Here is a 23,907-nt window from a genome sequence, read left to right as displayed (position 1 = left end):
GCTCGCCCGTCGACAGCGACGAGGCAGCGGCCGAAGAAGGGCGCGAATCATGTCCACACTCCTCATCCTCATCCTGCTCATCGTCCTGCTCGGCGGCGGCGGATATTACGGTCACCGCAGCTATGGCGGCGCCGGGCTCGGCGGCGTGGTCGGCCTCGTGCTGGTGATCGTGCTTGTGCTCTGGCTGCTCGGAGCGCTCGGCGGCCCGGTCGTCAGGGTCTAAGCGCTTATCGTCATTGCGAGCGCAGCGAAGCAATCCAGGGGGACGTAGAGCTCTGCTGCCCCTGGATTGCTTCGTCGCTTCGCTCCTCGCAATGACGGCAGTGGGGGCTCGCGCTTCAGCTCGCCAGCTTCCAGACCAGCATGGCGGCAGCGAGATCCTCGAGAGCGGTGCCGACCGATTTGAACAGGGTGACGTCGTCGCGCTCGGCGGCGGCATCGTATTCGCCGCGACAGAGACCGGCCAGCGTTCCGGAAACCTGCTCGGCCGTGTAGGCGCCCGCCTTGATCGCGACGGCAACATCCCCGCCTTCATGCAGCGCGGCCTGCGTATCGACGAAGACATGGGCGCGCTGCAACGCCTCGTCATCGGCTTCGCGCATCGACAGGTTGAAAGCGCCGACCAGATCGAGATGGGCGGTGCGCTTCAACCAGCGGCCGTGGATCAATGGCTCGCGCGACAGCGTCGCGCATGAGATGAGATCGGCCTGACGCGCCTCGGCTTCCAGGTTCTCCGCGACCCGCGCCTCGATACCATTACGCGCCAGTTCCGCGACCACCTCGGCCGCAGCCTCCGGGCGCCGCGCCCAGATCGCGATGTCCTCGAAAGTCCGCACGCTGCGATGCGCCTTGACCAGAAAAGTCGAGAGGGCACCGGCGCCTACCATCAGCATGCGCTTGGTATCGGGCCGCTCCAGCATGCGCGAGGCGAGCGCAGACGCCGCGGCAGTGCGCCAAAGCGTCAACCGCGCGCCATCCAATGCGGCGAGTGGCGCACCGGTCGCACCATCCATCAGAAGGTAGGTCCCCATCACGCTCGGCTGGTTCAGCGCGGCATTGCCCGGGAAGACCGTGACGACCTTGGTGCCGAGAAAGGCCGGGCTCGCCTCCGGCGCCGTCCAGGCCGGCATCAGCAGCAGGGTCGCTGCCGCATCCGGCCGCTCGATCTCGTGGTGATGCCGGACCGGCGTGACGATATCGCCGCGGAAGGCATCGGCGAGCGCATCGATCAGGGCGGGGAAGTTGAGCAGGCCGTCGATCTCGGCCGCAGAGAAGAAACGCATGGCTGCTGCTTCAGACGCGGCTGGTCAGCGCCGGCAGCGCCGAATCCGGCACCGCGGCGCGCAGCGACTGGGCTTCGCCACGCAGCTTGTCGGCTTCGCGGCGATTGAACCTGGCAGCCTTGCGATGCTTGCCCTGCGCCAGCCATGAGGCGAAGCCGCCGATCAGGATGCCGATGGCGATGGCGGCGAGGACCACGGCAAAGAGCGGCAGATCGAAGGCGAGCGCCGGGGCATCACGGCTGACCGGATCGAGCGAGACGCGGACGGGCGCGCGGTTCGCCACCGAGAACAGCACCACGAGAAGTGCGACCGGGACAAGCACCAGCGCCTTGAAGAAAGCCTTCATTCCGCTCCTCCAGCCGGCTCAGCCGGCCTTGCCGTTCAGCCGCATGCGCAGCTCGCTGCCGGTCTTGAAGACCGGCACAAACTTCTGATCGACCTTGACGGAGTCGCCGGTGCGCGGATTGCGACCGACACGGGCGGCACGCTCCTTGGTCGAGAAAGCGCCGAAGCCGCGCAACTCGACACGATCGCCGCGGGCGAGCGCCTTGACGATCTCGTCGAGGATCGAGCCGACAATGTTCTCGATGTCGCGCTGATAGAGGTGAGTGTTGCGCTCGGCGATGCGCTGGACGAGTTCTGATTTTATCATGGGTCCAATATAACCGCTTGTAACATCGTCACTTTTCGACGGCAGGCTGCCAGAGCGCCAAGGGCGCGTCAAGCCGCAGTCCGACCGGGATTTCAGCCGCGCGCGCAAGCAGCGCCGCAATCGCCTCAAGGCCCGCCGCACGCGCCAGCGCTTCGCCGGCACTCCACAGGCCGTAAGAGGAGGATTCGCTGCGGCGGCGCCAATCGCGCACCGGTAGCGACTTGCCGATGCCCTTCTCGCGCTCGAGCCAGGCAATCGCCTCTGCCTCGCCGCCAACCTCGTCGATAAGCTTGAGCGTGACCGCCTGGCGGCCCGAATGGACGCGCCCGTCCGCCACCTTGGCGACTTCGGCCTCGGCGAGCTTGCGACGCTCGCCGACCAGCCGCTTGAACCAGTCGTAGTTATCCGCGATGACGCGCGCGATCTCGGCTGCAGCTTCGGGCGAGGTCGGCTCGAGGCCGCTCGGAGCAGCCTTCAACGGGCTCGAGCGGGTGATCTCGAACTTGACGCCGATCGTGTCGAGCAATCTCGCGACATTGGGAATCTGGGCGATCACGCCGATCGAGCCGACGGGAGAGGTCTGGCGCGCGACGATCCGCTCGCTGCCGAGAGCGACGATGTAGCCGCCGGACGCTGCCATCCCGTCGACCACCGCGACGACCGGCTTCTTCGCGGCAAGCCGGCGAATCGCCTCATACAGCGCTTCCGGAACCGGTCACGGTACCGCCGGGGCTGTCGATGCTGAGCAGCACGGCGCTGGCGCGGCTGTCCTCCAGCGACTTGATCAGATCGAGCGTACGGCGGTCGCCGGAGATGAAGCCGGAAATGGTGACGCGGGCGATGTGCGCCTGCGCGGTGCTGCCTGGCAGGCGCCCGCTCCAGACGAGCCCGCCGGCGACGGCCAGGACGACGACGCCGGCAAGCGCGAGCAACCGCCAGAGCGAGAGCTTACGCCGCAGGCTGCGGCGATCGGCGAGCAGATCGGCATCGGACGACATCTCGGCGGCTCCGGTTAGAGTCGGATTCGACCAGGGCGCAACGACCCGATCGGTGAATCCGTCTCTCACTTTGCGATAGAGACCGCTTTTTCCGATCAGCTTGGATGCAAGCTGATCGGAGCGGGCTCTAGAGGCCAGTGGTGTAGCTCCGCGGTGCCGGGGCGGCAAGGCGGCAGTTGTCGCGCCGATATCCGTGGCAAGCCCTGCACGATCGTTCAAGACAGGGAGACGACGAATGCCGAGCTTATCGGCACCTTGATCGGAGCCCTGCCGAGATGCCCGAAAACACCTATCGCGCCATCAACTTCGCCGAGAAGCTCGGCCAGATACACGAACAATGGCAGCCGCGCGTCCTGGCGGAGCTCAACGACTACCAGATCAAGATCGTCAGGATCGAAGGCGACTTCATCTGGCATGACCACCCTGAGACCGATGAGGCCTTCATCGTACTCGAGGGCTCGTTGCGCATCGACTTCCTCGACGGTTCGGTCACGGTCGGTCCCGGTGAGATGTTCGTCGTGCCCAAGGGCAAAGAGCACAAGCCCTTCGCCGAAAAGGAGGTCCGCATGCTGCTGATCGAGCCGCGCGGCACGCTCAACACCGGCCATGAGGGCGGCGCGCGGACGGCGCAGAACGATCGCTGGATCTGAGCGGCCTCAGGCCGCGGCGAGCGCCTGCTGCCGGTCGAGCGCAAGCAGAGCGAGCCCGCTCGCGACGGAGCGGAAGGCGTCGCCGATATGGATGCGCTCCGGGCTGAAGCGGCGGTCGAAGAGGGCACGCACCGCCGGGACATAGGAGGTGCCGCCGGTCATGAACACCGCCTCGATCCGACCCGCCTCGACCCCGGCTGCGGACAACGCCTCGTCGAGCGCGCCCTCGATCGCCGCGACATCCTCGGCGATCCAGCGCTCGAACAGGGTCCGCGTCACCGTGCGTTCGATGCGCACGCCCATCTGGTCGAAGGAAAGCTGCGCCTCGTCCTGCGCAGAGAGAGCGATCTTGGTCGCCGAGACGGCGCGGTAGAGCTCATAGCCGAGATCGTATTCGATCACCGTCATCAGGTCCTCGAGCCTGTCAGGCTCGACTGCATCGCGGATCAGCGCCTTGAGCTCGGTCATGGTCTCGCGGCTCTTCATCAGCGAGAGCCGGTGCCATTGCGCGAAGGCGGCGTGGTAATGCGCCGGGATCGGCAGGCGCTTGCCGAAGGAGAGATAGTCCGAGCCCTTGCCGAGCAGCGGCGAGACCGCATGCTCGATGATGCGGTAGTCGAAGCTGTCGCCGGCGATGCCGACACCGGCATGGGAGAGCGGGACCGCCTGCAGCCGGCCCGCGCCACCTGGCTCGAAACGCATCACCGAGAAGTCGCTGGTGCCGCCGCCGAAATCGGCGACCAGCATGGTCTGCGGGGTCTTGAGCTCGCGGGCGTACCAGTAGGCGGCGCCGAGCGGCTCGTAGGCGAAGTCCACCGTCGGCATGCCGGCCTTGCCGTAGGCTGCCGAGAGGCGCGAGAGGGCCAACGTCTCGTCGGGGCGATCGCCGGCAAAGACGACCGGGCGGCCGGAGAGGACGGCGCGCTCCCCGAGATCATCAAGGCCGGCGGAAAGGTCCTTCAGGAAGACCGCGATCAGATCCTCGAGCCGGAAGAGCTTGCCGAACAGGCGGGTCTCCTGGAAGGCGCGGCTCGACAGATAGGTCTTCAGCGATTGCAGGAAACGGTGCTCGGTCGTCATGCCGAGCGCCATGTCGAGCGCATCGGGGCCGCTGACATGGGTAACATGGGCGTGGGGCGGCCTGCCCTCGCGCCAGAACATCAAGGCCGAGCGATAGGCGTCGACGGCACCCTGCTTCGTCGCGAAGCTGCGGGTCGTAACGGAGCCATCCGGACGTGCGAGCGCGACCACGCTGTTGGTGGTGCCGAAATCGATCCCGATCGCCGCGTCGTCCATTGCCGTGCTCCATTTGCCGAAACAAAAGCCCGCGCGGATTTCTCCGCGCGGGCCGATGGATTGGTCAGGCCGCGAGACGCGGCCCGATGATCACTTCTTGTCGGTGCCAGCCTTCTTGAGGGCCGCGCCGAGGATGTCGCCGAGCGAGGCGCCGGAGTCGGCGGAGCCGTACTGGGCCATCGCCTCTTTTTCCTCGGCCATTTCCAGAGCCTTGATCGAGACCTGGATCTTGCGGGCCTTCTTGTCGAAAAGGATGACGCGGGCGTCGACCTTCTCACCGGCAGCGAAGCGCTCGGGGCGCTGCTCGGCACGATCACGCGCGATTTCGGCGCGCTTGATGAAGGTCGTCATGTCCGTGCCGACGATCTTGACGTCGAGACCACCGTCCTTGACGTCGACGATCTCGCAGGTCACGACCTGGCCCTTCTTGAACTCGCCGGCATCCACGAAGGGATCGCCGCCGAGCTGCTTCAGGCCGAGCGAGATGCGCTCCTTCTCGACGTCGACATCGAGAACGACCGCCTGGAGCATGTCGCCCTTCTTGTACTCCTCGATCACCTGCTCGCCCGGACGGTTCCAGTCCAGGTCCGACAGATGGATCATGCCGTCGATGTCGCCCTCGAGGCCGAGGAACAGACCGAACTCGGTCTTGTTCTTGACCTCGCCCTCGACCACGGCACCCGACGGATGCTGCTCGGCGAAGACCTCCCACGGATTGCGGAGGGTCTGCTTGAGACCGAGCGAGATGCGGCGCTTGACCTGATCGACCTCGAGGATCGCGACGTCGACTTCCTGCGAGGTCGAGACGATCTTGCCGGGGTGGACGTTCTTCTTGGTCCAGGACATCTCGGAGACGTGGATCAGGCCTTCGATGCCCGGCTCCACTTCGACGAACGCGCCGTAGTCCGTGATGTTGGTGACGCGACCCTTCAGGCGGGTACCGACCGGGTAGCGGGCGGCGATGCCATCCCACGGATCGGCCAGCAGCTGCTTGATGCCCAGCGAGATGCGGTGCGTCTCCTGGTTGATCTTGATGATCTTGACCTTGACCGTCTGGCCGATGGTCACGACCTCGGACGGATGGTTGACGCGGCGCCAGGCCATGTCGGTCACGTGCAGCAGGCCGTCAATGCCGCCGAGGTCGACGAACGCACCGTATTCGGTGATGTTCTTGACGACGCCGTCGATGACCTGGCCCTCTTCGAGCGAAGCGACGAGCTCGGAGCGCGCCTCGGCGCGGGTCTCTTCGAGCACGGTGCGGCGCGAGACGACGATGTTGCCGCGGCGACGATCCATCTTGAGGATCTCGAAGGGCTGCGGCTGCCCCATCAGCGGGCCGACGTCGCGGATCGGGCGGATGTCCACCTGCGAACGCGGCAGGAAGGCGACGGCGCCGTCGAGATCGACCGTGTAGCCACCCTTAACCGTGTTGAAGATGTTGCCCATGACCTTCTCGCGGGCCTCGAACGCCTTCTCGAGCTTGACCCAGCTCTCCTCGCGGCGAGCCTTGTCGCGCGAGATGACGGCTTCGCCGAGCGCGTTCTCGATCCGGTCGAGGTAGACCTCGACCTCGTCGCCGACCTTGAGCTCTTCTTCCCGGCCCGGGCCGGTGAATTCCTTGAGGGCGACGCGACCTTCGGTCTTCAGACCGACGTCGATGATCGCCATGTCCTTCTCAATGGCAACGACCTTGCCCTTGATGACGGTACCTTCGAGGGCCTCGTTACGGGTGAACGATTCCTCGAGCAGGGCGGCGAAATCCTCGCGGCCCGCGTGATAGCTTTCGACAGCTGACATAAATGCTCCTGAACGCCGGCCGCGTATCCCGCGGATGTCCGGCATGGCGCCGATTGGGTTGGTGCTGCACACCGGACCGGTCCGCGCGGTGCTCCGGTTACGGAGCTTGCCGTCCCTCAGGACGGCGGCGCCTGGCCGCAGGGGCCGATCCGCATCAAAAGGCCCGCTTTTTTCAACCACGAAACGGGAGCAGGCCGATTGGCCGCCCCCGGCTGTGATCGATCACGGCCCTTCGGACGAGGCTGACCTAGCGATTTTCGTAGCGTTTCGCAAGCGGATTGCGGCGCGAAATGCCGGTCGCGCATGCGTGAAGCGGCCTTGCGAGCCGCCGGAAGGCTGCCGATCTTTCCCCGCGAAGCCCGGCCACGAGCCGGCGCGATGCAAGGGAAGTCCCATATGTTCCCGCTCTCCATCCTCGACCTCGCCTTCATCGCCGAAGGTTCGACCGCAGCAAACGCCCTCCATAACAGCCGTGATCTCGCCCAACATGCCGAAAGGCTCGGCTACACCCGCTTCTGGCTGGCCGAACACCACAACATGACCGGCATCGCCAGCGCAGCGACCTCGGTCGCGATCGGCTATGTCGCCGAAGGCACCCGGACGATCCGGGTCGGCGCCGGCGGAATCATGCTGCCGAACCATTCGCCGATCGTGATCGCCGAGCAGTTCGGCACGCTGGAAACGCTCTATCCCGGCCGGATCGATCTCGGGCTCGGCCGGGCGCCGGGCACCGACCAGCGCACCTGGCGAGCGCTGCGGCGCGAGGCCGACGCCTCCGAGCGCTTCCCGCAGGACGTGCTCGAACTCCAGGCTCTGCTCGGGCCATTGCAGCCGGATCAGGTTATCCAGGCGGTGCCGGGCACCAACACCAATGTCCCGCTCTGGATCCTCGGATCCAGCCTGTTCGGCTCACAGCTCGCCGCCGTGCTCGGGCTGCCCTATGCCTTCGCCTCGCATTTCTCGCCGGACGCGCTGATGGACGCGCTTTCCGTCTATCGCGAGCGCTTCCAGCCCTCGGCGCAGCTCGACAAGCCCTACGCCATGGTCGGCTGCAACGTCATCGCGGCCGAAACCGATGCCGAGGCGCAGCATCTCTTCACCTCGGTGCAGCAGCGCTTCGCAGACATGCTGCGCGGGCGGCGCGGCCTGTTGCCGAGGCCGATCGACGATATCGAGGACTACTGGTCCGGCCCGGAGAAGGCGCAGGCGCAGCGGATGCTGGCCTGCTCCTTCGTCGGCTCGCGCGAAAGCGTGCGGGCGCAGCTGCAGGCCTTCATCGCGAAGACAAAGGCCGACGAGTTGATCGTCGCCTCGCCGATCTTCGACCACGCGGCCCGGAAGCGCTCCTACGAGATCCTCGCCGAAATCCAGCCAGCGCTCGGACGGGCCGCAGTCGCGGCCTGAACTCGTAGCTGTTTCAGGATCGGCTTCCGCGCTCGGCTGCGGTGAGGTTTCGCCGCAGCCGCACCATCTCCTCGCGCAGATGGCGCTGCTCCTCCGGCGTCAGGCCCGTCGAACGCTGCATGCTGACCCGCACCGCCCTGCCCCGCTCGCGCAAAGCGCGCCCTTGAACCGTCAGATTGATACGGACCTGGCGCTCGTCCTGCGGGTCGCGCTGGCGCGTCACCGCGCCCATCGCCTCCAGCCGCTTCAGCAGCGGCGTCAGCGTGCTGGAGTCGAGGAAGAGTTTTTCGCCGAGCCGGCCGACCGTCTGGTCCGCCTCCTCATAGAGGGCGACCAGCGCGATGTATTGCGGATAGGTCAGCCCGAGCTCGTCGAGCAGCGGCTTGTAGACGCGGTTGAAGGCGAGATTGGTCGAATAGACCGCGAAGCAAAGGAATTCGTCGAGCCCCGGCAGGCTGTTCGCGCCCGCTTGCCGACCTGCCTGTTCTGAACTGCTCGCCAAGGTACCTCTCCGGAAAAGGATCGCTCACAGATATTTGATGCACGATTTGTTTTCAAGCGGTTGAATGGCTTTCTGACATCACTTACTTGTCGAGCGATCTAATCGCTCAATAAGTAAATGATGGAGCACGCAATGCCGCCGCACCTTGAGCTATCAACCGCCAAGGCGCCCGTTCAAGCGCAGGTGGAGACCATTCCGGCCCCGCGCCGCCTGCTGCTGGCGGCGATGTTGGCAGCGGCGGCGAGCTTCTCGATGGCCTGCAGCGCGTTCACCGGCCCGCGCAGCTACGGCCCCAGCCCGATCGTGTCGTCGAACCCGCCGCCACGCCGCGGCGCGGCCCGATCCTGACGCCCCCTGCCGAGGAGACGCTTCCGTGAACTTCGTCCTGGCCTATCTCGCCGGCGTCCTGACCATCGCCAGCCCCTGCATCCTGCCGGTCCTGCCTTTCGTGCTCACGCGCGCCGGCCAGCCTTTCCGCAGCAGCACCTTGCCCATGCTGCTCGGCATGGCGCTGGCTTTCGCCGCCGTAGCGAGCCTCGCCGCGGTCGCCGGCAATTGGGCGATCGCGCTCAACAGCCATGGCCGCAGCATCGCCCTCGGCCTTGTCGCCCTGTTCGGGCTGGCCTTGCTGTTCCCGGCCCTCCCCGAGCGCCTCGCAGCCCCGCTGACCAGGATCGGCGAAAGGCTGACGCGCATCGCGGGCGCGGATGGCCGCACCGACCTGCGACCCGCATCCTCCGCCCTGATCGGCGTCGCCACCGGCCTGTTGTGGACGCCCTGCGCCGGGCCGGTGCTCGGCCTGATCCTGGCCGGCGCCGCCCTCGGCGGGCCGAGCGTCACAACTGCGCTCCTGCTCTTTGCCTATGCCGCCGGTGCGGCGACGGCGCTCGCTGCCGTGCTGTTGCTGGGCAACCGGCTGCTGGCGCGGGCCCGGCGACCCGCAGCCCTGTTCGAGCCGCTACGCCGCGGCCTCGGCGTCGCGGTGGTCGCGAGCGCGATCGCGATCGCCTTCGGCCTCGACACCAGCGTCCTCACCCGTCTGTCGGCGCCGACCACCGCCGCGATCGAACAACGATTGATCGACCTGGCATCGCCGGGCATGCCCGAACTGGTCACCAGCGCGCAGGCCCAGCCCGTGTCCAAGCCGCTGTTCGGCGCCAAGCAATGGCTCGACCGCGAGCCGATCGCGGCCGAGAGCGTGCGCGGCAAGGTCGTGCTGGTGAATTTCTGGACCTATTCCTGCATCAACTGCCTGCGCACGCTGCCTTACGTCCGGGCCTGGGCCGAGAAGTACCGGGACCAGGGCCTCGTCGTGATCGGCGTGCACACGCCGGAATTCGCCTTCGAGAAGAATCCGAACAATGTCCGCAAGGCCGTCGCGGCGCTCGGTGTCGCCTATCCAGTCGCGATCGACAACGACTATGCGGTCTGGCGCGCCTTCGGGAACCAGGCCTGGCCGGCGCGCTACTACATCGACGCGCAGGGTCGCACCCGCCATCACGAGTTCGGCGAGGGCGACTATGCCGCTTCCGAAAGACTGATCCAGTCGCTGCTCGCCGAGGCCGGCAGCAAGGTCGAGCCCGGCATCGCCAAGATCTCGGGCGAAGGCGCGCAGGGAGCGCCGGATTTCGCCAATCTGCGCTCGCCCGAGACCTATCTCGGCCATGCCCGCACGAGCGGCTTCGCCTCGCCGGGCGGCATCAGGGCCGATGCGCCCGCCACCTACGAGGCCGCCACCTCACCGCGCCTCAACCAGTGGAGCCTTGCCGGCAGTTGGACTGTCGCCGGCGAATTCGCCACGTCGCAGCAGGCAGGCGGCCGGATCAACCATCGCTTCCACGCCCGCGACCTGCATCTGGTGATGGGGCGCTTGCCCGGCAGCCCGCCGGTCCGGTTCCGCGTCACCATCGACGGCGCCGTGCCCGGCAGCGCCCGTGGCGCCGATGTCGACGCCGATGGCTACGGCACGATCGGCGACGAGCGGCTCTACCAGCTGGTCCGCCAGGACGGGCCGGTGAAGCCGCGCGACTTCAGCATCGAGTTCCTCGACCCCGGCGTGCGCGCCTACGCCTTCACCTTCGGCTGACGGAACACGTCAGCCGGCCCTGACCTGCGAAGGCGAACGGCCGAAGCGCTTGCGGAAGCTGCGGTTGAAATAGGAGAGGTCGCCGAAGCCGACCTCGAAGGCGACGCTGCTGATCGAGATGGCGTCGTCCTCGGCCGACATCAGCTTGAGCCAGGCCCGTTCGAGCCGGCGCTCCATCACATAGTCGGAGAAGGTGCGCCCCTCGGCGCCGAACGCCTTCTGGATGGCACGCGGGGTCACGCCGTAGAGCCCGGCGATCATGTCGATCGAGAGTTCGCGCCGCTCCAGCCTGGTCTCTATATCGGCCTTGATCGCAGCGAGCCGGCCGCCGCGCCGGGGCGTTGCGGTCACCGGCGGGGCGCTGCGATCGGCCAGCATCACGCCGATCAGATCGTGGACATGGCCGATCGCGAGGTCGCGCAGCGGCGCCGAATTGAGCGGAAACAATCCGCGCAGCAGCAGCGCGCCGTAATGCGCCAGCACCTGCAGGCCGCGATTTCCGCGCGGAATCGCCTGCATCAGTTCGTCAGGGGCAAGTTGCGTCAGCGGCGGCAGCCGGGCCGGGTCGAGCGCGATCAGGTCGATACGGCCCAGCTCGACGAGGGTGAAGCGCGTCTCCTGCGCGAGATCGACGACGGCGGCATCACGAGCTCGCAGCGAGACGCGGCGGCCCGCCTGCTCGATCACGCAGCGGCCATCGGAGGGGCGCACGAGAATATAGCGCGGCTCTTGCCCGTCCCGGCGCGCCGGCCAAGTCCACGGCGTCGCTGGGGCAAAGCAGGACATCAGCCCGATATCGGGCTTCGTCGTCAGCGCACTGCGAGCGGCGAAGGGCAGCGCGGCATCGGCGCGAATGTCTTCGCCATCGGGCACACGCCCGAGAATCTTGTGCGCCATTGTCCGAATCTCGTCGGACGCGGCCTCGCCCGAGACCAGCCAGAATGGCGCGAAGGTCTCGGCTTCGGCTGCCTTGGCGTTTGCAGACCGTGGCATCGCGGCCACAGGCGCTTCGTCTCGCATCGGAGTTCGCTTTTGTCCCATAGCGCGTTCGCGCAAGTCCAAGATGATGCTTTAGATATAATTTTAGAGATCACAACAACTCAACGCATGCAGAGCTTTTCGCCGCAGAGATCAACGAATAAAACTAGTTTATTCTAGTTCTAAACTAAGATCGAAACGGCATCACAACTTCAGATCGAGCGGCAGCGAGCGATACTCTCGTGCACAGACCCCGATCCGGACCGACGACGACAGGTGTCTTCATGAGCAAGCGCGCTTCCCTCGCCATCAGCCTGCCGGCTCTGCTTTACGCCTCGGCGGCGGTGGCGCAGTCGCCGCAACCCCAGACGAACGTGATCGATCTCGACACGATCACCGTCACGGCGGCGCGCACCGAGCGCAGCACGGCCGAGACGCCGCAATCGATCCAGGTGCTCGACCGGGCTCAGATCGAGGAGCAGCTCAAGTTCAGCCCGAACGCCGCGGCCGCGCTCGGCAAGCTGGTGCCCGGCTATTCGATGTCGACGCAGACGGTGTCGAGCGCCTCGGAGAATTATCGCGGCCGCGACCTGCTCGTGCTGATCGACGGCGTGCCGATGAACACGCCGCTACGCGATGTCTCGCGCATCCTCGCGCTGATCGATCTCAACACGGTCGAGCGCATCGAGATGGTCGCCGGAGCGTCCAGCCTCTACGGTGCCGGCGCGACCGGCGGCACGGTCAATTTCATCACCAAGAAGGCCGCGGACGGCAAGCCACGCGTGACAGTCAACACCGCCGTGCGCGGCTTCACCCAGGCTCTCGGCCGCTCGCTGGCGCCCGAGGCTTCTGTGACCGTCTCCGGCAAGATTCCTGACGGCTTCGACTACCTGATCTCAGGCAGCGGCCGCGGCGCCGGACGCACCTATGACGGCAGAGGGCGCGAATTGCCTTCCGATGGACTGCTCGGCCAGGGCGGCGGCGACCGCTACAAGGCCGGCAACCTGCTCGCCAAGCTCGGCTATGATTTCGACGCCAGCAAGCGCATCGAACTGCAGGGCTCGCTGATCGCCTTCGATCAGGACCCGAAATACCTGACCAACTACGCCGCGCCCTTCGCCCGGCCGGACCGGACGCAGCTCTATACCGGGCAGAACGTCATCGAGGACACCAAGTCGGTCTCGCTGCGCTACAGCGACAGCGACTTCGCCCTCGGCAAGCTCAGCGTGCTCGGCTACTACAACGACATCAAGAAGCGCTTCAATTTCTCGACCTTCTCCTACCCTTACAACAGCCAAGTCTACTACTCCTTCAACCCGGCTTCGCCGACGAGCCCGGACAACCAGACCACGCTCTATTCGCAGCGCGGCGGCGTGAACCTGACGATCGACACCCCCGCTCGACCGGCTGCTGCCGGGCGCCAAGTTCACCTGGGGCGGCGACCTCAGCCATGAGAAGACCTGGCAGACCCTGACCAGCGGCCAGGACGTGTTCACACCGCTGAAGCAGACGACGAGTGCCGCCTTCGGCCAGCTGCAGATCCCGATCGGCGAGCGCATCACCCTGCGCGGTGGCCTGCGCTACGAGTATTTCTCGCTTGCGGTCAGCGACTATGTCCGCCCGGCCGCCTATGCGGCGGTGGCCGCCAACAATGCGCTGGGCTTCCAGAGCTTCGTGCTGCCGGCCCTCAACGTTACCGGTGGCAACTTCGACTACAAGGCCTGGACCGGCAATCTCGGCGCGACGGTCAAGCTCTCCGAGAGCAGCGAGATCTTCGGCGGCTTCTCGCAGGGCTTCGCGCTGCCGGATGTCGGCGCCTTCACCCGCCGCGCCGGCATCTCCACCGCCTTCGCCTGCCCGGTCGCCAACCCGAACTGCCTGCCGGCCAACCGGCGCAATGTCAGCTACAGCACAATCGCGCCCGAAGCGCAGATCGTGAACAATTACGAGCTCGGCATCCGCGGCAGCCACGGCATCTTCAAGGGCTCGCTGACCGGCTTCATCAGCACCTCCGGCAAGGGCGTGACCTTCGACCAGGCGAGCAACACGATCTCGCAGCAGAAGGAGCGGATCTGGGGTGTCGAGGCGACTGGCGACGTCGCCGTGACCGAGCAGTTCACCATCGGCACCGTGCTGGCCTATCGGGAGGGTCGCTACGACACCAATGGCGACCGCAAGCTCGACAGCGCCCTGCCGAACAACCGCATCGGCTCGCCCTATCGCGGCATGCTCTATGGCAGCTACCGCTTCACCAACGGCATGCAGCTGCGGGTCGAGGGCGAGGCGTTCTCCGATCGCGACGTTGCGACCGATCTGCGTGGCACCCGAAACAAGCTGAAGGGCGCCGCCACCATGAACGTCGCCTTCACCGCGCCGGTGCTCGAGGGCGAGGCCTATGTCGCGGTCAACAACCTGTTCGACCGGAACTACCAGAACCCGACCGCGACCTCGGTGCGCAACCTCGCCAACTATGCCTGGGGCCGCACCGTGACGCTCGGCTTCCGCAAGACCTTCTGACGATGGTCAGCCTCGACAGCGACGCCCAGGGCATCGTGACGCTGCGCTTCACGCCGCCCTATGCCGACAATGACGAGCGCGCCTATCTCGACGCGCTCGCTGAACTCGGCAAACGCGAGGAGTCTTTCCTGCTGCTCACCATCTTCGGCGGCGGCGGCAAGCTGTCCCAGGCCGGCGAGCGCGAGCAGGCGCTCTGGTTCAAGCGGACGCGGGCCCAGTTCGGCACGCTCTGCGGCGCCTGCGCCATCGTGCGCCCTGGCGCGACCGAGGCGATGGCCGATGTCTTCCGCCGGCTGTGGCCCTTTCCGATCAGCCTGGAGACCGACGAGGCGGCGGCGCGCGCCTTCCTGCTGAAGCACCGGAGGGCGGCATGAGCGCGAGCGAAGCGGCCATCGGCGCTGCACCAGCGAACAATGCCGCCCGTTACCGGCTCTTCGCCGTACTCGGGGGCTTGTATCTCGCGCAGGCGATCCCGTCCTATCTCTTCGTCGCGGCGCTGCCGCCGATCATGCGCGAGGCCGGCGTCTCGCGCACCGCCATCGGTTACATGAGCATCCTCTTGCTGCCGCTGGTGCTCAAATTCGTCTGGGCGCCGTGGATCGACCGGATCAGGCCGTTCGCGCGGGCGCACCGGGCCGGCTGGGTCTTCATCACCCAGACCGGCACGATCCTGTGCATCCTCGCGCTGATCGCGGTCGGGCCGCTCGATGTCGGCAAGATCATCGCGATCGGCTTTGTCGCCTCGCTGCTGATCTCGACCCAGGACATCGCCACCGACGGCTATGCCGCAAAATATCTGCCGGAGGCCGACCGCGCCATCGGCAACGCCATCCAGGGCGGCTCGATCGCTTTCGGAGTCGTGATCGGCGGTACGCTCGGCCTCGTCCTGCACCATTATATCGGCTGGACCGGCATGCTGGTCACCATCGCCGCGATCTCGCTCTTGCCGCTCGTCGCGGCGGCGATGATGCGAGAGGGTGATCCGACGCCGGCCGAGGCGGCGAAGCGTCCCTCGATCCGCGCCTTCCTGCGCCGGCCGGAGGCGCGCCAGATCCTCTGGATCGCACTGATCTACCGGGCGAGCGAGGGCCTGGTGAAGGCGATGGAGGGCTCTTACCTGGTCGATGCCGGCGTGCCGCTCAACCAGATCGGCTATCTCTCCGGGATATCGGCAACGACGGCCGGCCTCGCCGGTTCAGCGATCGCGGCCTGGCTGGTCAAGCGCCAGGGCATCGCCTTCGTGCTCGCTTTGCTCGGAAGCATGCGCACGCTCTGCTTCCTGCTCTTCGCCTGCCATGGGCTGGGGGCCGTCGTCGGAGCCTGGCCGCTGTTCGGCGCCGCCGGCTTCCAGACGTTGATCCGCTATATGGAGATCGTCGCGCTCTATTCGCTGTTCATGGCGGTGACGACCTCGGAGCAGCCGGGAACCGACTTCACCATCCTCGCCTGCGCGCAATTGCTGGTCTATCTCGCCGGCTCGATGCTGGCGGGCAAGCTCGCCGACACGCTGGGCTATGGCGCGCTGTTCTCGCTGGCGACGGCGATCTCGGCAGTCGCGGTGATCGCCACGGTCCGGATGATCGCGCGCAGCAGCGTCGGAAAGCTGGCCTGACCGGCGCAAGCGCTCGCTGCAGGCGGCGGCAGCTTCCCTACCGTCGCCCTTCATGCAAGGTTGCCGGCGAGATCGCCTGTGCCGCAAGATCGCCTGTGCCGGAGGAGAACACCATGGGTTGGGTCGTCCTTGGACTGATCGTCGTCGTCGTGGTCTGGCTGATCATGACCTATAATGGGCTGGTCGCGATGCGCCAGCGCGTCAACCAGGCCTTCGCCGACATCGACGTGCAGTTGAAGCAGCGCCACGACCTGATCCCGAACCTGGTCGAGACCGTGAAGGGCTATGCCAGCCACGAGAAGGAAACCTTCGACGCAGTGATCCAGGCGCGCAACCAGGCGCAGGCCGCGTCCGGCCCGCACGACCAGGCGGCGGCCGAGCAGCAGCTGACCGGCGCGGTCGGCCGCCTGCTGGCGCTGGGCGAGGCCTATCCGGACCTCAAGGCGAGCGCGAACTTCCAGCAGCTCCAGCAGGACCTCGGCAATGTCGAGGACAAGCTCGCGGCGGCCCGGCGCTTCTTCAACAACGCGGTCAGCGAGTTCAACGCGGCGATCCAGGCCTTCCCGGCGGTATTCTTCGCGCCGCAGATGGGCTTTGCCCCGCGCGAATTCTTCGATGTCGGCGACGAGACGCGCAAGCAGATCGAAGTTGCACCCACCGTAAAGTTCTGAGCGCCTAAAGAGGCCTCACAGCGGAGCTGCGGCGATGCCGGGGGAAGCCTTCGGGCTCTACACCCATCAGCGCAACAACCGGACCCGGTCGATCGCCCTGATCATCGGGCTCTTCCTGATGGTCTATCTCACCGTTTGGGGCGTGATGCTGGTCGGCTACGGCTATGTCGGCGTGCCGCGCGGACGCACGGTGCTGAACTTCGTCGGCCAGCGCTTCTGGGCCTGGCTGCCCTTCATCACCCTCGGCACGGCCGCCTGGGTCTTGATCGGCTTCAAGATCAATGTCGGACTGATCGAGGCGGTCTCGGGCGCCGAGGGCGTGACGCGGGAGGCTCAGCCCAAGCTCTACCGGATGCTGGAGAATCTCTGCATCTCGCGCGGCATGGTGACGCCGAAGCTCGCCATCATCCAGAGCGATGCGCTCAACGCCTTCGCCAGCGGCGTCAACGACAAGCAGTTCACGGTGACGCTGACAACCGGGCTGATCGAGCAACTCAACGACGCCGAGATCGAAGCGGTGATCGCCCATGAGCTGACCCATATCCGCAATGGCGACGTCAGGCTGATGGTGATCGCCGTGGTGATCGCCGGCATCATCTCCTTCGTCGGCGAGGTCGTGTTCCGCAATCTCGGGCGGGTGCGTATCTCCTCCGACGGCGACAAGAAAGGCAGCGGCTTTGCGATCGTCCTGGGCTTCGCAGTGATCGCCGTCGCCTGGCTGCTCGCAGTGGTGATCCGGCTGTCGCTGTCGCGGGCGAGAGAATACCTCGCAGATGCCGGGGCGGTGGAGCTGACCAAGAACCCGGACGCGATGATCTCGGCGCTGCTGAAAATCTCCGGCCGCGCCGACATCGACAACGTGCCGTCGGGCGTAATGGACATGTGCTTCGAGAACGATCCTGACGATTTCGCCGATTTGTTCTCGACCCACCCCTCCGTCACCAAGCGTGTGCAGGCGTTGGTGCAGACCGCCGGCGGGCGCCTGCCCCCCAGGCAGCGCCCGGCCCGCCGAAAATCAGTGAGCGCCAGACCTTGCCCGAGATCGCCGAGACCTCGGCCGCGCATGGACCATGGTCGCGGCCGGCCCCCCGGCAGGCGGCTAGCGCCCGTCCTTCGCCCAGGCGAGTGCTTCCTCCAGCCTGTCGTCGCCCCAGAACAGCTCGCCATCGCCAGTGACGAAGGTCGGAGCACCGAAGATGCCGAGCGACTTGGCGAGCTCGGTCTCGGCCTTGAGCCGGCCCTTGACTTCCTCGCTGCGCGAGGTGGCAAAGGCGGCCGAGGGGTCGGCACCCGCCTCACGCAGGGCAGCACTCAGCACTGCCTCCTCGGCAATGTTGCGGCCTTCGCAGAACTCGGAACGGAACAGCGCCCTGGAAAAAGTGGGCATCCAGCCGGCCTCCCGCCCCGCAAGCGCCAACCGCGCCGCAATCAGCGAGTTCTGAGGGAAAGTCTCCGGGCGCGTGATGGTCAGCCCGTTGCGGGCGGCACGGCGCGCCACGTCACGCCACATATAGCGGCCCTTGTTGGGGTAGAGATTGAATGGCGAGTTGGTCCAACCCTGGGCGGCGAAGATCGGGCCGAGCAGGAAGGGCCGCCAGCGCACGCTGACGCCAGCTGCATCGGCCAGCTCTTCGATCCGCAAGGCACTCAGGCAGGAATAGGTCGATGCGAACTCGTACCAGAAATCCAGAACAGGACGATTCGGCATCAAACCTCCACGCGAGAGCGGCTGAAAAACTGAGCCGACTCTCCGCCCCCGCGAATCGGCCCGCAAGCCAGAAGCCGCAAACGCGCCGCCGGACAGCGATCCATCAAACGATGACGCACAATCGATCAGAAGGTTCCGATTGCGTCGCCCCGAGCCCTGCGATAGTGCGCGGATACGTCCGAAATGCGGCCGGGAAAGCCGCGTTCTCACACTGTGCACGATCTTTCGTGCCGCCACTGCAGGAAGACTACGTCCATGGCAGACAAGCGCGTCAACAAAGTCGTGCTCGCCTATTCCGGCGGGCTCGACACCTCGATCATCCTGAAGTGGCTGCAGACCACCTATCAATGCGAGGTCGTGACCTTCACCGCCGATCTCGGCCAGGGCGAGGAGCTCGGCCCGGCCCGCGACAAGGCGCTGCTGCTCGGCATCAAGCCGGAGAACATCTATATCGAAGACCTGCGCGAGGAGTTCGTGCGCGACTACGTCTTCCCGATGTTCCGGGCCAATGCCTCCTATGAAGGCGTCTACCTGCTGGGCACCTCGATCGCCCGGCCGCTGATTGGCCAGAAGCTGATCGAGATCGCCGAGAAGGTCGGCGCCGACGCGATCTCGCATGGCGCGACCGGCAAGGGCAACGACCAGGTCCGCTTCGAACTGACCGCCTATGCGCTGAAGCCCGACGTCGTCGTCATCGCGCCCTGGCGCGAATGGGACCTGCGCTCGCGCGAGCAGCTTCTCGCCTTCGCCGAGCAGCACCAGATCCCGATCGCCAAGGACAAGCGCGGCGAGGCGCCGTTCTCGGTCGACGCCAACCTGCTGCACGCCTCTTCGGAGGGCAAGGTGCTGGAAGACCCGGCCCAGGAAGTGCCTGATTACGTCTATTCGCGCACGATCTCGCCGGAGGACGCCCCCGACAAGCCGACGGTAATCTCGATCGACTTCGAGAAGGGCGATGCGACTGCGATCGACGGCGTCAAGCTCTCGCCGGCGACGCTGCTGGCCAAGCTCAACGAGCTCGGTCGCGCCAACGGCATCGGCCGGCTCGACCTGGTCGAGAACCGCTTCGTCGGCATGAAGAGCCGCGGCATGTACGAGACGCCCGGCGGCACGATCCTCGCTGTCGCGCATCGCGCCATCGAGTCGATCACGCTCGATCGCGGCGCCGCCCATCTCAAGGACCAGATCATGCCGCAATATGCCGAGCTGATCTATAACGGCTTCTGGTTCTCGCCCGAGCGCGAGATGCTGCAGGCGCTGATCGACAAGAGTCAGGAGTTCGTGGCCGGCCAGGTGCGGCTCAAGCTCTACAAGGGCGGCGTCCACGTCATCGGCCGCTCCAGCCCCTACTCGCTCTACGATCAGGATCTCGTCACCTTCGAGGAAGGCGCGGTCGCCTACGACCATCGCGACGCCGCCGGCTTCATCAAGCTCAACGCACTGCGCCTGCGCACGCTTGGGCAGCGGAAGAAGAAGCTGGGGCTGTAAGAGCAGGTTTCAGAAACGCGGCGTCATTCCGGGGCAGGCCGAAGGCCTGAGCCCGGAACCCATGACCACCGCCCTTTCCGTCATGGTCGGGCTTGTCCCGACCATCCACGTATTCCTTCATCGAGGACGGTGTTCAAGACGTGGATGCTCGCCACAAGGGCGAGCATGACGACCTGGAGCGGCGTCGTGGTCATGGTTTCCGGGCTCGCCGCCTTGCGGGTCCCGGAAAGACGGCAGACGCCCCTTACTTCGCGAGCTTGCCGAAGGCGAAGAACTGGGTCTCGCCGGAGGAGTCGTCGACGCCGTCATTATCGGTGACGACGAAGAGCTCGCCGGCCTTGTCGACCGCCATACCCTCGACCTTGTCGAGCCCGTAGCCCCCGAGCTTCATCAGATCGGGCGTCAGGTCGCGCAACAGTTTCTTCTCGACCGTCGGGATCTCGGAGGCGCCGAACGGGGCCGGCTTCACGCCCTTGACCGAGAAGGTCGCCAGCGTCTTCACCGCCTTGGCGCCGAAGAGGTTGTCGCGTTCGATCACCGCGAACGTCTCGTCGCCGAGATAGGTCAGCTCCGACAGGCCCATCCAGGCGCCGGCAGCAGGAGCCGTCAGCGGGTAATGGAGGATGCCCCAGCTTTTGGTAGAGGGCTTGTAGGTCAAGATCTTGACCTTGCCCTTGGGATCGTCCTTCCACTCGCGCTGGACTGCGATCCAGACCGTCTCGTCCTGGCCGGAGCCAGTGACGGCGACGCCCTCATAGCCCTGGCTGATCGCCTTGGCGGCGAACTCCTCGGGAAGCGCGATCTCTTCCTCGACCTCGCCCTTGGCCGAAACGCGCAGCAGCAGGTTCTGCGTCGGCTTCTCCTTATGCTCCGGCGCGCCCTCCGACGCGAGCCAGAAGCCGCCACCCGCGCGGGTCGCAATCGCTTCGAGATCGTAGGAAGCGGGCTTGCCGTCCTTGGTCACGGTGAGCGCGCCGGTGATAGTCGCCGGCTTCTGCGTCGCGTCGATCTCAAGAATGCGCGACGGCGTATAGGCGCTGTCGGTGACGCTGAAGAGCCGGCCCGGCAGCTCGGGATGCGCGGCAAGACCGGAGAGCGCGCCCCAGCCAAGCGGCGCGCCATCGACATCGGCCGAGACGATGGTCGGATAGGTGATGGGGGCCTCACTACGCTCGTAGATCGTCACGGCCGAACGCGGCCCGCCCTTGTCGCCGAGATCGGCCTCGGAGGCGGAGACGAAGAGGTTGCGCTGGGGAATGGCGAGCAGGCCCTCTGGCGCGATGCCCGCCGGCAGCGCCTGCAGATAGCGCGGAGCCTTGCTAGGCCCCTCATCCTTGAAGACGAGGACGAGCGAGGCGCGCTCCAGCCCGACGAAGAACAGGCGCTCGCCACCATAGGTGCCGACCTCGATGCCCTCCGGCTCGCTGCCCTTGGCGGCCGAGCGGCGCTCCGGATAGTGGCCGAGGCGGATGGCGATGTGGTCGACCATATTGCCGGCGTCGAACTCGACCGTGCCGTCCTTGCGGAAGATGGTGAACCCGCGCGAGCCGCCCTTCCAGTCACCCTCATTGGCGGTGACGAAGCGGTCATTGTCGAGCCAGCGCACGGCATCGGGCTCGCGGCGCACGCCCTTCAGCTCCTCGACCGGCTTGATCTGGCCGTCGCGGGTCTTGTCGATGTTCGTGAGATCGACGGTGCCAGCCGGGAAATGCGCGACGAGCTTGCCGGTCCTGGTGTCGACCACGGCGAGGTGGTTGTTCTCCTGCAGCGTCACCACGGCGAGGCCGTCCTGATTGACGTCGACGAATTCCGGCTCCGGATCGCTCGGCTCGACAGCGGCGATGCCGGTGAGGTCGATGATCTGTTTCGAGGCGCAATCGGCCTCGCCGCCCTTGATGCCAACCAGCGTGAGATTGCCGGCGGGGAGCTGCGGCAGGTCACCCTTGTTGAGCTTCTCGTCGCGCTCGTTCTCGATGGCGATGGCGAGCTTGCCCTTGTCCTTGGTCAGCGTAATCGAATCCGGCTGGCCGCCGAGCTCGCACTTCGCCGAAACCTGCTTTGTCTTCAGGTCGATGGTGGCGAGATGGCCGGCCGGCTCCTTGAAGTTGTCGCCGGAGCTGACGACGACGGCAAAGGCGCGCTCGCCGAGGATGACGACCGAGGTCGGCTCGCCACCGACCGGGATGAAGCCGGCGGGCTTGGGAGCGCTCGCCGTGGTGATGTCGATGAGGCCGATCGCCTTCTGCTCGGCGTCGGTATAGGCGAGCAGCGTTCCGGCCTCGTTGGCGGTGATGATCTCCGCGACCGTCTTCTTTTTCGCGTCGCGGTCGGCCGGCAGGTTCAGCGGCACCTGGAAGGTGGCGATGCGGTTGAAAGTCGGCTCGGCGAGTGCAGTGCCGCCGGCGAGGAGCGTCGCGAGAGCCGCAAGGACGAGGGATTTGCGCATGGGACGGTCCTGTTCCGCGGGGTGAGGAGGCAGGCCTTCCGGCTAGTGAGCACAGGCGACAGTTTCGTGACAAGCCGTCGCAAAGCAAACGCCGCCGCGGCGGGAGCCGCAGCGGCGTGACATGGGGCACGAGCAGTCAGTGCAGCGCAGCTTCGGCTCCGGTGGCCTCGGTGACCGACTTCTTCAGGCCGATCACCTCGAGCTCGGTGACGACGGCCACCGCCGCGGCCTGGGCCAGGACGAAGGCGATGCCGAGCGTGGTCGGCGCGAACCAGCCGGCGACCAGGATCAGCACACTGTCGGCAACCCAGAGGATGTTGACGCCGATCACGGCATAGACCGCGAGCCGCGGCAGCCGTACCCGGCTGGCAAGGAAGGCTAGCGCGGCGGCGCAAGGCAGGAGCACGAGGCCGGCACCGCGCAGGAACTCCACCGGGAAGCCGAGCAGGCCGGAGAGCGAGCCTGCGCCGAAGCTGAGCAGCAGGCCGGTCGCGGCGCAGGCGGCGGCATCGAGGGCGAGAGCATTGCGCAGGAAACGCGAGGACTGAATGAAGGCCATGGTCGTTCTCCGGTTCGGCCCCGTCTCAGCCGGGGCGGTTGCTGATGGAGGCCATGCTGACGAAAGCCCGGCGGCCAGTCGATTAAGCCAGAGGTAATTGGATGGCGGCGCGGCTGCGGCTAGCTTGCCTCCTATGAACAAGCATCAGCAGCCCGTGATCGGGCATCTCATCCGCGACTGGCGCCAACTGCGCCGTCTCAGCCAGCTCGATCTCGCCCTCGAGGCCGAGATCTCGCAGAAACATCTCAGCTTCATCGAAAGCGGCCGCTCGGCGCCGAGCCGGGACATGGTCCTGCTCCTCGCCGAGCATCTCGGCGTGCCCTTGCGCGAGCGCAACGCGCTCCTGCTCTCGGCCGGCTATGCCCCGGTCTATCTCGAACGCTCATTGGAGGATCCGAGCCTGCAGGCGGCGCGCAGCGCGATCGACATGCTGCTCAAGGGGCACGAGCCCTACCCGGCCGTCGCGATCGACAGGCATTGGACCCTGCTCGCGGCGAACGCGATGATCCCGCCGCTGCTGACGCTGGTCGAGGACGCCGATTTGCTGCGCCCGCCGGTCAACGTGCTCAGGCTCAGCCTGCATCCGCGCGGACTCGCCCCGGCGATCGTCAACCTCGCCGAATGGCGCGGCCATCTGATCGCCCGGCTGCGCCAGCAGATTCGCGCCACGGCCGACCCGCTGCTGGCGGAGCTGTTGACCGAATTGCTGAGCTATCCTGTCCCGGCTGTTCCGACCGCGAAGGGCCGATCACACGAAGAGGCGGAGCCGCCGATCGTCGTGCCGCTGCAATTGCGGCTGGGCGAGAGTGTGCTGTCGCTGATCTCGACCACGACGGTGTTCGGAACGCCGGTCGATGTCACGCTGTCCGAGCTGGCGCTGGAGACATTCTTCCCCGCCGACGAAGCGACGGGCCTGGCACTGCGGGCGATCGCGGAGGCCAACGCATCCGCCTGAGAGGCGGAACCAAAGCTCAGCCGTGACGTTCTCCCTGCGGACCGGCGCCAAAGCGTCGATTACGCATCAATCGAGAAGGAAAGCGTCCCATGGGCAGCACGACCGACAAGATCAAGGGCATGGCCAACGAAGCCGCTGGCAACGTCAAACAGGCCGCCGGCAAGGCGCTGGACAAGCCCGGGCTGCAGGCCGAGGGCATCGCGCAGGAGCGCAAGGGCGAAGCCCAGCAGGCGGTCGGCAAGACCAAGGACGCCGTCAAGAAGGTGATCGACAAGGCCTGACCGCAAGATTGCCTCCGATCAAAG

The 23,907-nt window shown here is 66.4% G+C and carries 25 protein-coding genes and 1 pseudogene; 14 read left to right on the top strand and 12 right to left on the bottom strand.

Annotation, left to right across the window (positions count from 1 at the left end; genetic code table 11):
* Positions 1 to 49: 49 nt before the first annotated feature.
* The gene (locus QO058_RS21280; RefSeq protein WP_284168234.1) at positions 50 to 223 is read left to right on the top strand and encodes a DUF3309 family protein; all 174 of its coding nucleotides are present in this window, start codon (positions 50 to 52) and stop codon (positions 221 to 223) included.
* A 115-nt stretch (positions 224 to 338) separates the two neighbouring features.
* Here the strand turns inward: QO058_RS21280 and lhpI are convergent, their stop codons facing one another.
* Genes lhpI through QO058_RS21255 form a run of 5 tightly spaced genes read right to left on the bottom strand, consistent with a single transcriptional unit; the run spans position 339 to position 2,933 of the window.
* Positions 339 to 1,283 (bottom strand): bifunctional Delta(1)-pyrroline-2-carboxylate/Delta(1)-piperideine-2-carboxylate reductase, encoded by a 945-nt coding sequence (gene lhpI, locus QO058_RS21275; protein ID WP_284168233.1) that lies wholly within the window; start codon positions 1,281 to 1,283, stop codon positions 339 to 341.
* Between the two features lie 10 nt (positions 1,284 to 1,293).
* Complete coding sequence (locus QO058_RS21270; RefSeq protein ID WP_284168231.1) at positions 1,294 to 1,629, bottom strand: LapA family protein; 336 nt, start codon at positions 1,627 to 1,629, stop codon at positions 1,294 to 1,296.
* 18 nt (positions 1,630 to 1,647) lie between these two features.
* Positions 1,648 to 1,935, bottom strand: coding sequence for an integration host factor subunit beta (gene ihfB, locus QO058_RS21265; RefSeq protein ID WP_284168230.1), 288 nt, complete (start codon positions 1,933 to 1,935; stop codon positions 1,648 to 1,650).
* Between the two features lie 28 nt (positions 1,936 to 1,963).
* The gene (locus tag QO058_RS21260; RefSeq protein ID WP_284168229.1) at positions 1,964 to 2,575 is read right to left on the bottom strand and encodes a S49 family peptidase; all 612 of its coding nucleotides are present in this window, start codon (positions 2,573 to 2,575) and stop codon (positions 1,964 to 1,966) included.
* A gap of 52 nt (positions 2,576 to 2,627) precedes the next feature.
* The gene (locus QO058_RS21255; RefSeq protein ID WP_284168228.1) at positions 2,628 to 2,933 is read right to left on the bottom strand and encodes a Clp protease/crotonase-like domain-containing protein; all 306 of its coding nucleotides are present in this window, start codon (positions 2,931 to 2,933) and stop codon (positions 2,628 to 2,630) included.
* A 275-nt stretch (positions 2,934 to 3,208) separates the two neighbouring features.
* Here QO058_RS21255 and QO058_RS21250 point away from each other — a divergent pair, with 275 nt between their 5' ends.
* On the top strand, positions 3,209 to 3,583 hold the full coding sequence (locus tag QO058_RS21250) for a cupin domain-containing protein (RefSeq protein ID WP_284168227.1): 375 nt from the start codon (positions 3,209 to 3,211) through the stop codon (positions 3,581 to 3,583).
* A 6-nt stretch (positions 3,584 to 3,589) separates the two neighbouring features.
* On the opposite strand, the gene QO058_RS21245 is transcribed toward QO058_RS21250, so the two are convergent.
* A complete protein-coding gene (locus QO058_RS21245; RefSeq protein WP_284168226.1) occupies positions 3,590 to 4,879 on the bottom strand; it encodes an Hsp70 family protein in 1,290 nt (429 codons plus the stop codon).
* A gap of 90 nt (positions 4,880 to 4,969) precedes the next feature.
* Positions 4,970 to 6,676: a 30S ribosomal protein S1 gene (gene rpsA / locus QO058_RS21240; protein ID WP_284168225.1), complete on the bottom strand. Its 1,707-nt coding sequence runs from the start codon at positions 6,674 to 6,676 to the stop codon at positions 4,970 to 4,972.
* Between the two features lie 396 nt (positions 6,677 to 7,072).
* Here rpsA and QO058_RS21235 point away from each other — a divergent pair, with 396 nt between their 5' ends.
* Positions 7,073 to 8,080 (top strand): LLM class flavin-dependent oxidoreductase, encoded by a 1,008-nt coding sequence (locus tag QO058_RS21235; protein WP_284168224.1) that lies wholly within the window; start codon positions 7,073 to 7,075, stop codon positions 8,078 to 8,080.
* A gap of 13 nt (positions 8,081 to 8,093) precedes the next feature.
* Here the strand turns inward: QO058_RS21235 and QO058_RS21230 are convergent, their stop codons facing one another.
* Complete coding sequence (locus tag QO058_RS21230) at positions 8,094 to 8,582, bottom strand: MarR family winged helix-turn-helix transcriptional regulator (protein ID WP_284168223.1); 489 nt, start codon at positions 8,580 to 8,582, stop codon at positions 8,094 to 8,096.
* Positions 8,583 to 8,714: 132 nt separating this feature from the next.
* Here QO058_RS21230 and QO058_RS21225 point away from each other — a divergent pair, with 132 nt between their 5' ends.
* A complete protein-coding gene (locus QO058_RS21225; protein ID WP_284168222.1) occupies positions 8,715 to 8,930 on the top strand; it encodes a hypothetical protein in 216 nt (71 codons plus the stop codon).
* 25 nt (positions 8,931 to 8,955) lie between these two features.
* The gene (locus QO058_RS21220) at positions 8,956 to 10,668 is read left to right on the top strand and encodes a cytochrome c biogenesis protein DipZ (protein ID WP_284168221.1); all 1,713 of its coding nucleotides are present in this window, start codon (positions 8,956 to 8,958) and stop codon (positions 10,666 to 10,668) included.
* A gap of 9 nt (positions 10,669 to 10,677) precedes the next feature.
* Here QO058_RS21220 and QO058_RS21215 read toward each other — a convergent pair whose 3' ends face one another.
* The gene (locus tag QO058_RS21215; protein ID WP_284168220.1) at positions 10,678 to 11,661 is read right to left on the bottom strand and encodes a helix-turn-helix transcriptional regulator; all 984 of its coding nucleotides are present in this window, start codon (positions 11,659 to 11,661) and stop codon (positions 10,678 to 10,680) included.
* Positions 11,662 to 11,930: 269 nt separating this feature from the next.
* Between QO058_RS21215 and QO058_RS21210 the strand changes: the two genes are divergently transcribed.
* The 6 genes and pseudogenes from QO058_RS21210 to QO058_RS31180 all read left to right on the top strand — a co-directional run.
* Positions 11,931 to 13,100 (top strand): TonB-dependent receptor plug domain-containing protein, encoded by a 1,170-nt coding sequence (locus tag QO058_RS21210; protein ID WP_284168219.1) that lies wholly within the window; start codon positions 11,931 to 11,933, stop codon positions 13,098 to 13,100.
* A 34-nt stretch (positions 13,101 to 13,134) separates the two neighbouring features.
* A complete protein-coding gene (locus tag QO058_RS21205) occupies positions 13,135 to 14,163 on the top strand; it encodes a TonB-dependent receptor domain-containing protein (protein ID WP_284168218.1) in 1,029 nt (342 codons plus the stop codon).
* A gap of 2 nt (positions 14,164 to 14,165) precedes the next feature.
* Positions 14,166 to 14,537, top strand: a complete 372-nt coding sequence (locus QO058_RS21200; protein WP_284168217.1) for a hypothetical protein — start codon at positions 14,166 to 14,168, stop codon at positions 14,535 to 14,537.
* Entirely contained in the window at positions 14,534 to 15,775 is a 1,242-nt protein-coding gene (locus QO058_RS21195) for an MFS transporter (RefSeq protein ID WP_284168216.1), read from the top strand. The genes QO058_RS21200 and QO058_RS21195 overlap by 4 nt, the downstream gene beginning before the upstream one ends.
* Positions 15,776 to 15,888: 113 nt before the next feature.
* On the top strand, positions 15,889 to 16,446 hold the full coding sequence (locus QO058_RS21190; protein ID WP_284168215.1) for a LemA family protein: 558 nt from the start codon (positions 15,889 to 15,891) through the stop codon (positions 16,444 to 16,446).
* Positions 16,447 to 16,480: 34 nt separating this feature from the next.
* Positions 16,481 to 17,353 (top strand): annotated as a pseudogene (locus QO058_RS31180) (M48 family metallopeptidase); the annotation flags it as partial.
* 192 nt (positions 17,354 to 17,545) lie between these two features.
* Here the strand turns inward: QO058_RS31180 and QO058_RS21180 are convergent.
* Entirely contained in the window at positions 17,546 to 18,154 is a 609-nt protein-coding gene (locus tag QO058_RS21180) for a 2-hydroxychromene-2-carboxylate isomerase (RefSeq protein ID WP_284172977.1), read from the bottom strand.
* Between the two features lie 255 nt (positions 18,155 to 18,409).
* On the opposite strand from QO058_RS21180, the gene QO058_RS21175 reads away from it, so the two are divergent.
* Complete coding sequence (locus QO058_RS21175) at positions 18,410 to 19,642, top strand: argininosuccinate synthase (protein WP_284168214.1); 1,233 nt, start codon at positions 18,410 to 18,412, stop codon at positions 19,640 to 19,642.
* A gap of 244 nt (positions 19,643 to 19,886) precedes the next feature.
* On the opposite strand, the gene QO058_RS21170 is transcribed toward QO058_RS21175, so the two are convergent.
* Together QO058_RS21170 and QO058_RS21165 are read right to left on the bottom strand one after the other, a co-directional pair.
* Positions 19,887 to 22,088, bottom strand: coding sequence for an esterase-like activity of phytase family protein (locus tag QO058_RS21170; protein WP_284168213.1), 2,202 nt, complete (start codon positions 22,086 to 22,088; stop codon positions 19,887 to 19,889).
* 136 nt (positions 22,089 to 22,224) lie between these two features.
* Positions 22,225 to 22,647: a hypothetical protein gene (locus QO058_RS21165; protein ID WP_284168212.1), complete on the bottom strand. Its 423-nt coding sequence runs from the start codon at positions 22,645 to 22,647 to the stop codon at positions 22,225 to 22,227.
* A gap of 133 nt (positions 22,648 to 22,780) precedes the next feature.
* Here QO058_RS21165 and QO058_RS21160 point away from each other — a divergent pair, with 133 nt between their 5' ends.
* Both QO058_RS21160 and QO058_RS21155 read left to right on the top strand, forming a co-directional pair.
* Complete coding sequence (locus QO058_RS21160) at positions 22,781 to 23,602, top strand: helix-turn-helix domain-containing protein (RefSeq protein ID WP_284168211.1); 822 nt, start codon at positions 22,781 to 22,783, stop codon at positions 23,600 to 23,602.
* Between the two features lie 89 nt (positions 23,603 to 23,691).
* Entirely contained in the window at positions 23,692 to 23,883 is a 192-nt protein-coding gene (locus tag QO058_RS21155) for a CsbD family protein (RefSeq protein WP_129156176.1), read from the top strand.
* Positions 23,884 to 23,907: the final 24 nt, after the last annotated feature.

Origin of the sequence: Bosea vestrisii (genome assembly GCF_030144325.1) — a bacterium.
GTDB classification, from domain to species: domain Bacteria; phylum Pseudomonadota; class Alphaproteobacteria; order Rhizobiales; family Beijerinckiaceae; genus Allobosea; species Allobosea vestrisii_A.
Note: the sequence above shows the minus strand (reverse complement) of the source record. Positions and strands in the feature narration are given on the sequence as shown.

Excerpts from the sequence above, each read along its gene's own strand:
- QO058_RS21280 (WP_284168234.1), top strand. The coding sequence starts at position 50 with ATGTCCACACTCCTCATCCTCATCCTGCTCATCGTCCTGCTCGGCGGC.
- lhpI (WP_284168233.1), bottom strand. The coding sequence starts at position 1,283 with ATGCGTTTCTTCTCTGCGGCCGAGATCGACGGCCTGCTCAACTTCCCC.
- QO058_RS21270 (WP_284168231.1), bottom strand. The coding sequence starts at position 1,629 with ATGAAGGCTTTCTTCAAGGCGCTGGTGCTTGTCCCGGTCGCACTTCTC.
- ihfB (WP_284168230.1), bottom strand. The coding sequence starts at position 1,935 with ATGATAAAATCAGAACTCGTCCAGCGCATCGCCGAGCGCAACACTCAC.
- QO058_RS21260 (WP_284168229.1), bottom strand. The coding sequence starts at position 2,575 with ATGGCAGCGTCCGGCGGCTACATCGTCGCTCTCGGCAGCGAGCGGATC.
- QO058_RS21255 (WP_284168228.1), bottom strand. The coding sequence starts at position 2,933 with ATGTCGTCCGATGCCGATCTGCTCGCCGATCGCCGCAGCCTGCGGCGT.
- QO058_RS21250 (WP_284168227.1), top strand. The coding sequence starts at position 3,209 with ATGCCCGAAAACACCTATCGCGCCATCAACTTCGCCGAGAAGCTCGGC.
- QO058_RS21245 (WP_284168226.1), bottom strand. The coding sequence starts at position 4,879 with ATGGACGACGCGGCGATCGGGATCGATTTCGGCACCACCAACAGCGTG.
- rpsA (WP_284168225.1), bottom strand. The coding sequence starts at position 6,676 with ATGTCAGCTGTCGAAAGCTATCACGCGGGCCGCGAGGATTTCGCCGCC.
- QO058_RS21235 (WP_284168224.1), top strand. The coding sequence starts at position 7,073 with ATGTTCCCGCTCTCCATCCTCGACCTCGCCTTCATCGCCGAAGGTTCG.
- QO058_RS21225 (WP_284168222.1), top strand. The coding sequence starts at position 8,715 with ATGCCGCCGCACCTTGAGCTATCAACCGCCAAGGCGCCCGTTCAAGCG.
- QO058_RS21215 (WP_284168220.1), bottom strand. The coding sequence starts at position 11,661 with ATGCCACGGTCTGCAAACGCCAAGGCAGCCGAAGCCGAGACCTTCGCG.
- QO058_RS21210 (WP_284168219.1), top strand. The coding sequence starts at position 11,931 with ATGAGCAAGCGCGCTTCCCTCGCCATCAGCCTGCCGGCTCTGCTTTAC.
- QO058_RS21200 (WP_284168217.1), top strand. The coding sequence starts at position 14,166 with ATGGTCAGCCTCGACAGCGACGCCCAGGGCATCGTGACGCTGCGCTTC.
- QO058_RS21195 (WP_284168216.1), top strand. The coding sequence starts at position 14,534 with ATGAGCGCGAGCGAAGCGGCCATCGGCGCTGCACCAGCGAACAATGCC.
- QO058_RS21190 (WP_284168215.1), top strand. The coding sequence starts at position 15,889 with ATGGGTTGGGTCGTCCTTGGACTGATCGTCGTCGTCGTGGTCTGGCTG.
- QO058_RS21180 (WP_284172977.1), bottom strand. The coding sequence starts at position 18,154 with ATGCCGAATCGTCCTGTTCTGGATTTCTGGTACGAGTTCGCATCGACC.
- QO058_RS21175 (WP_284168214.1), top strand. The coding sequence starts at position 18,410 with ATGGCAGACAAGCGCGTCAACAAAGTCGTGCTCGCCTATTCCGGCGGG.
- QO058_RS21170 (WP_284168213.1), bottom strand. The coding sequence starts at position 22,088 with ATGCGCAAATCCCTCGTCCTTGCGGCTCTCGCGACGCTCCTCGCCGGC.
- QO058_RS21165 (WP_284168212.1), bottom strand. The coding sequence starts at position 22,647 with ATGGCCTTCATTCAGTCCTCGCGTTTCCTGCGCAATGCTCTCGCCCTC.
- QO058_RS21160 (WP_284168211.1), top strand. The coding sequence starts at position 22,781 with ATGAACAAGCATCAGCAGCCCGTGATCGGGCATCTCATCCGCGACTGG.
- QO058_RS21155 (WP_129156176.1), top strand. The coding sequence starts at position 23,692 with ATGGGCAGCACGACCGACAAGATCAAGGGCATGGCCAACGAAGCCGCT.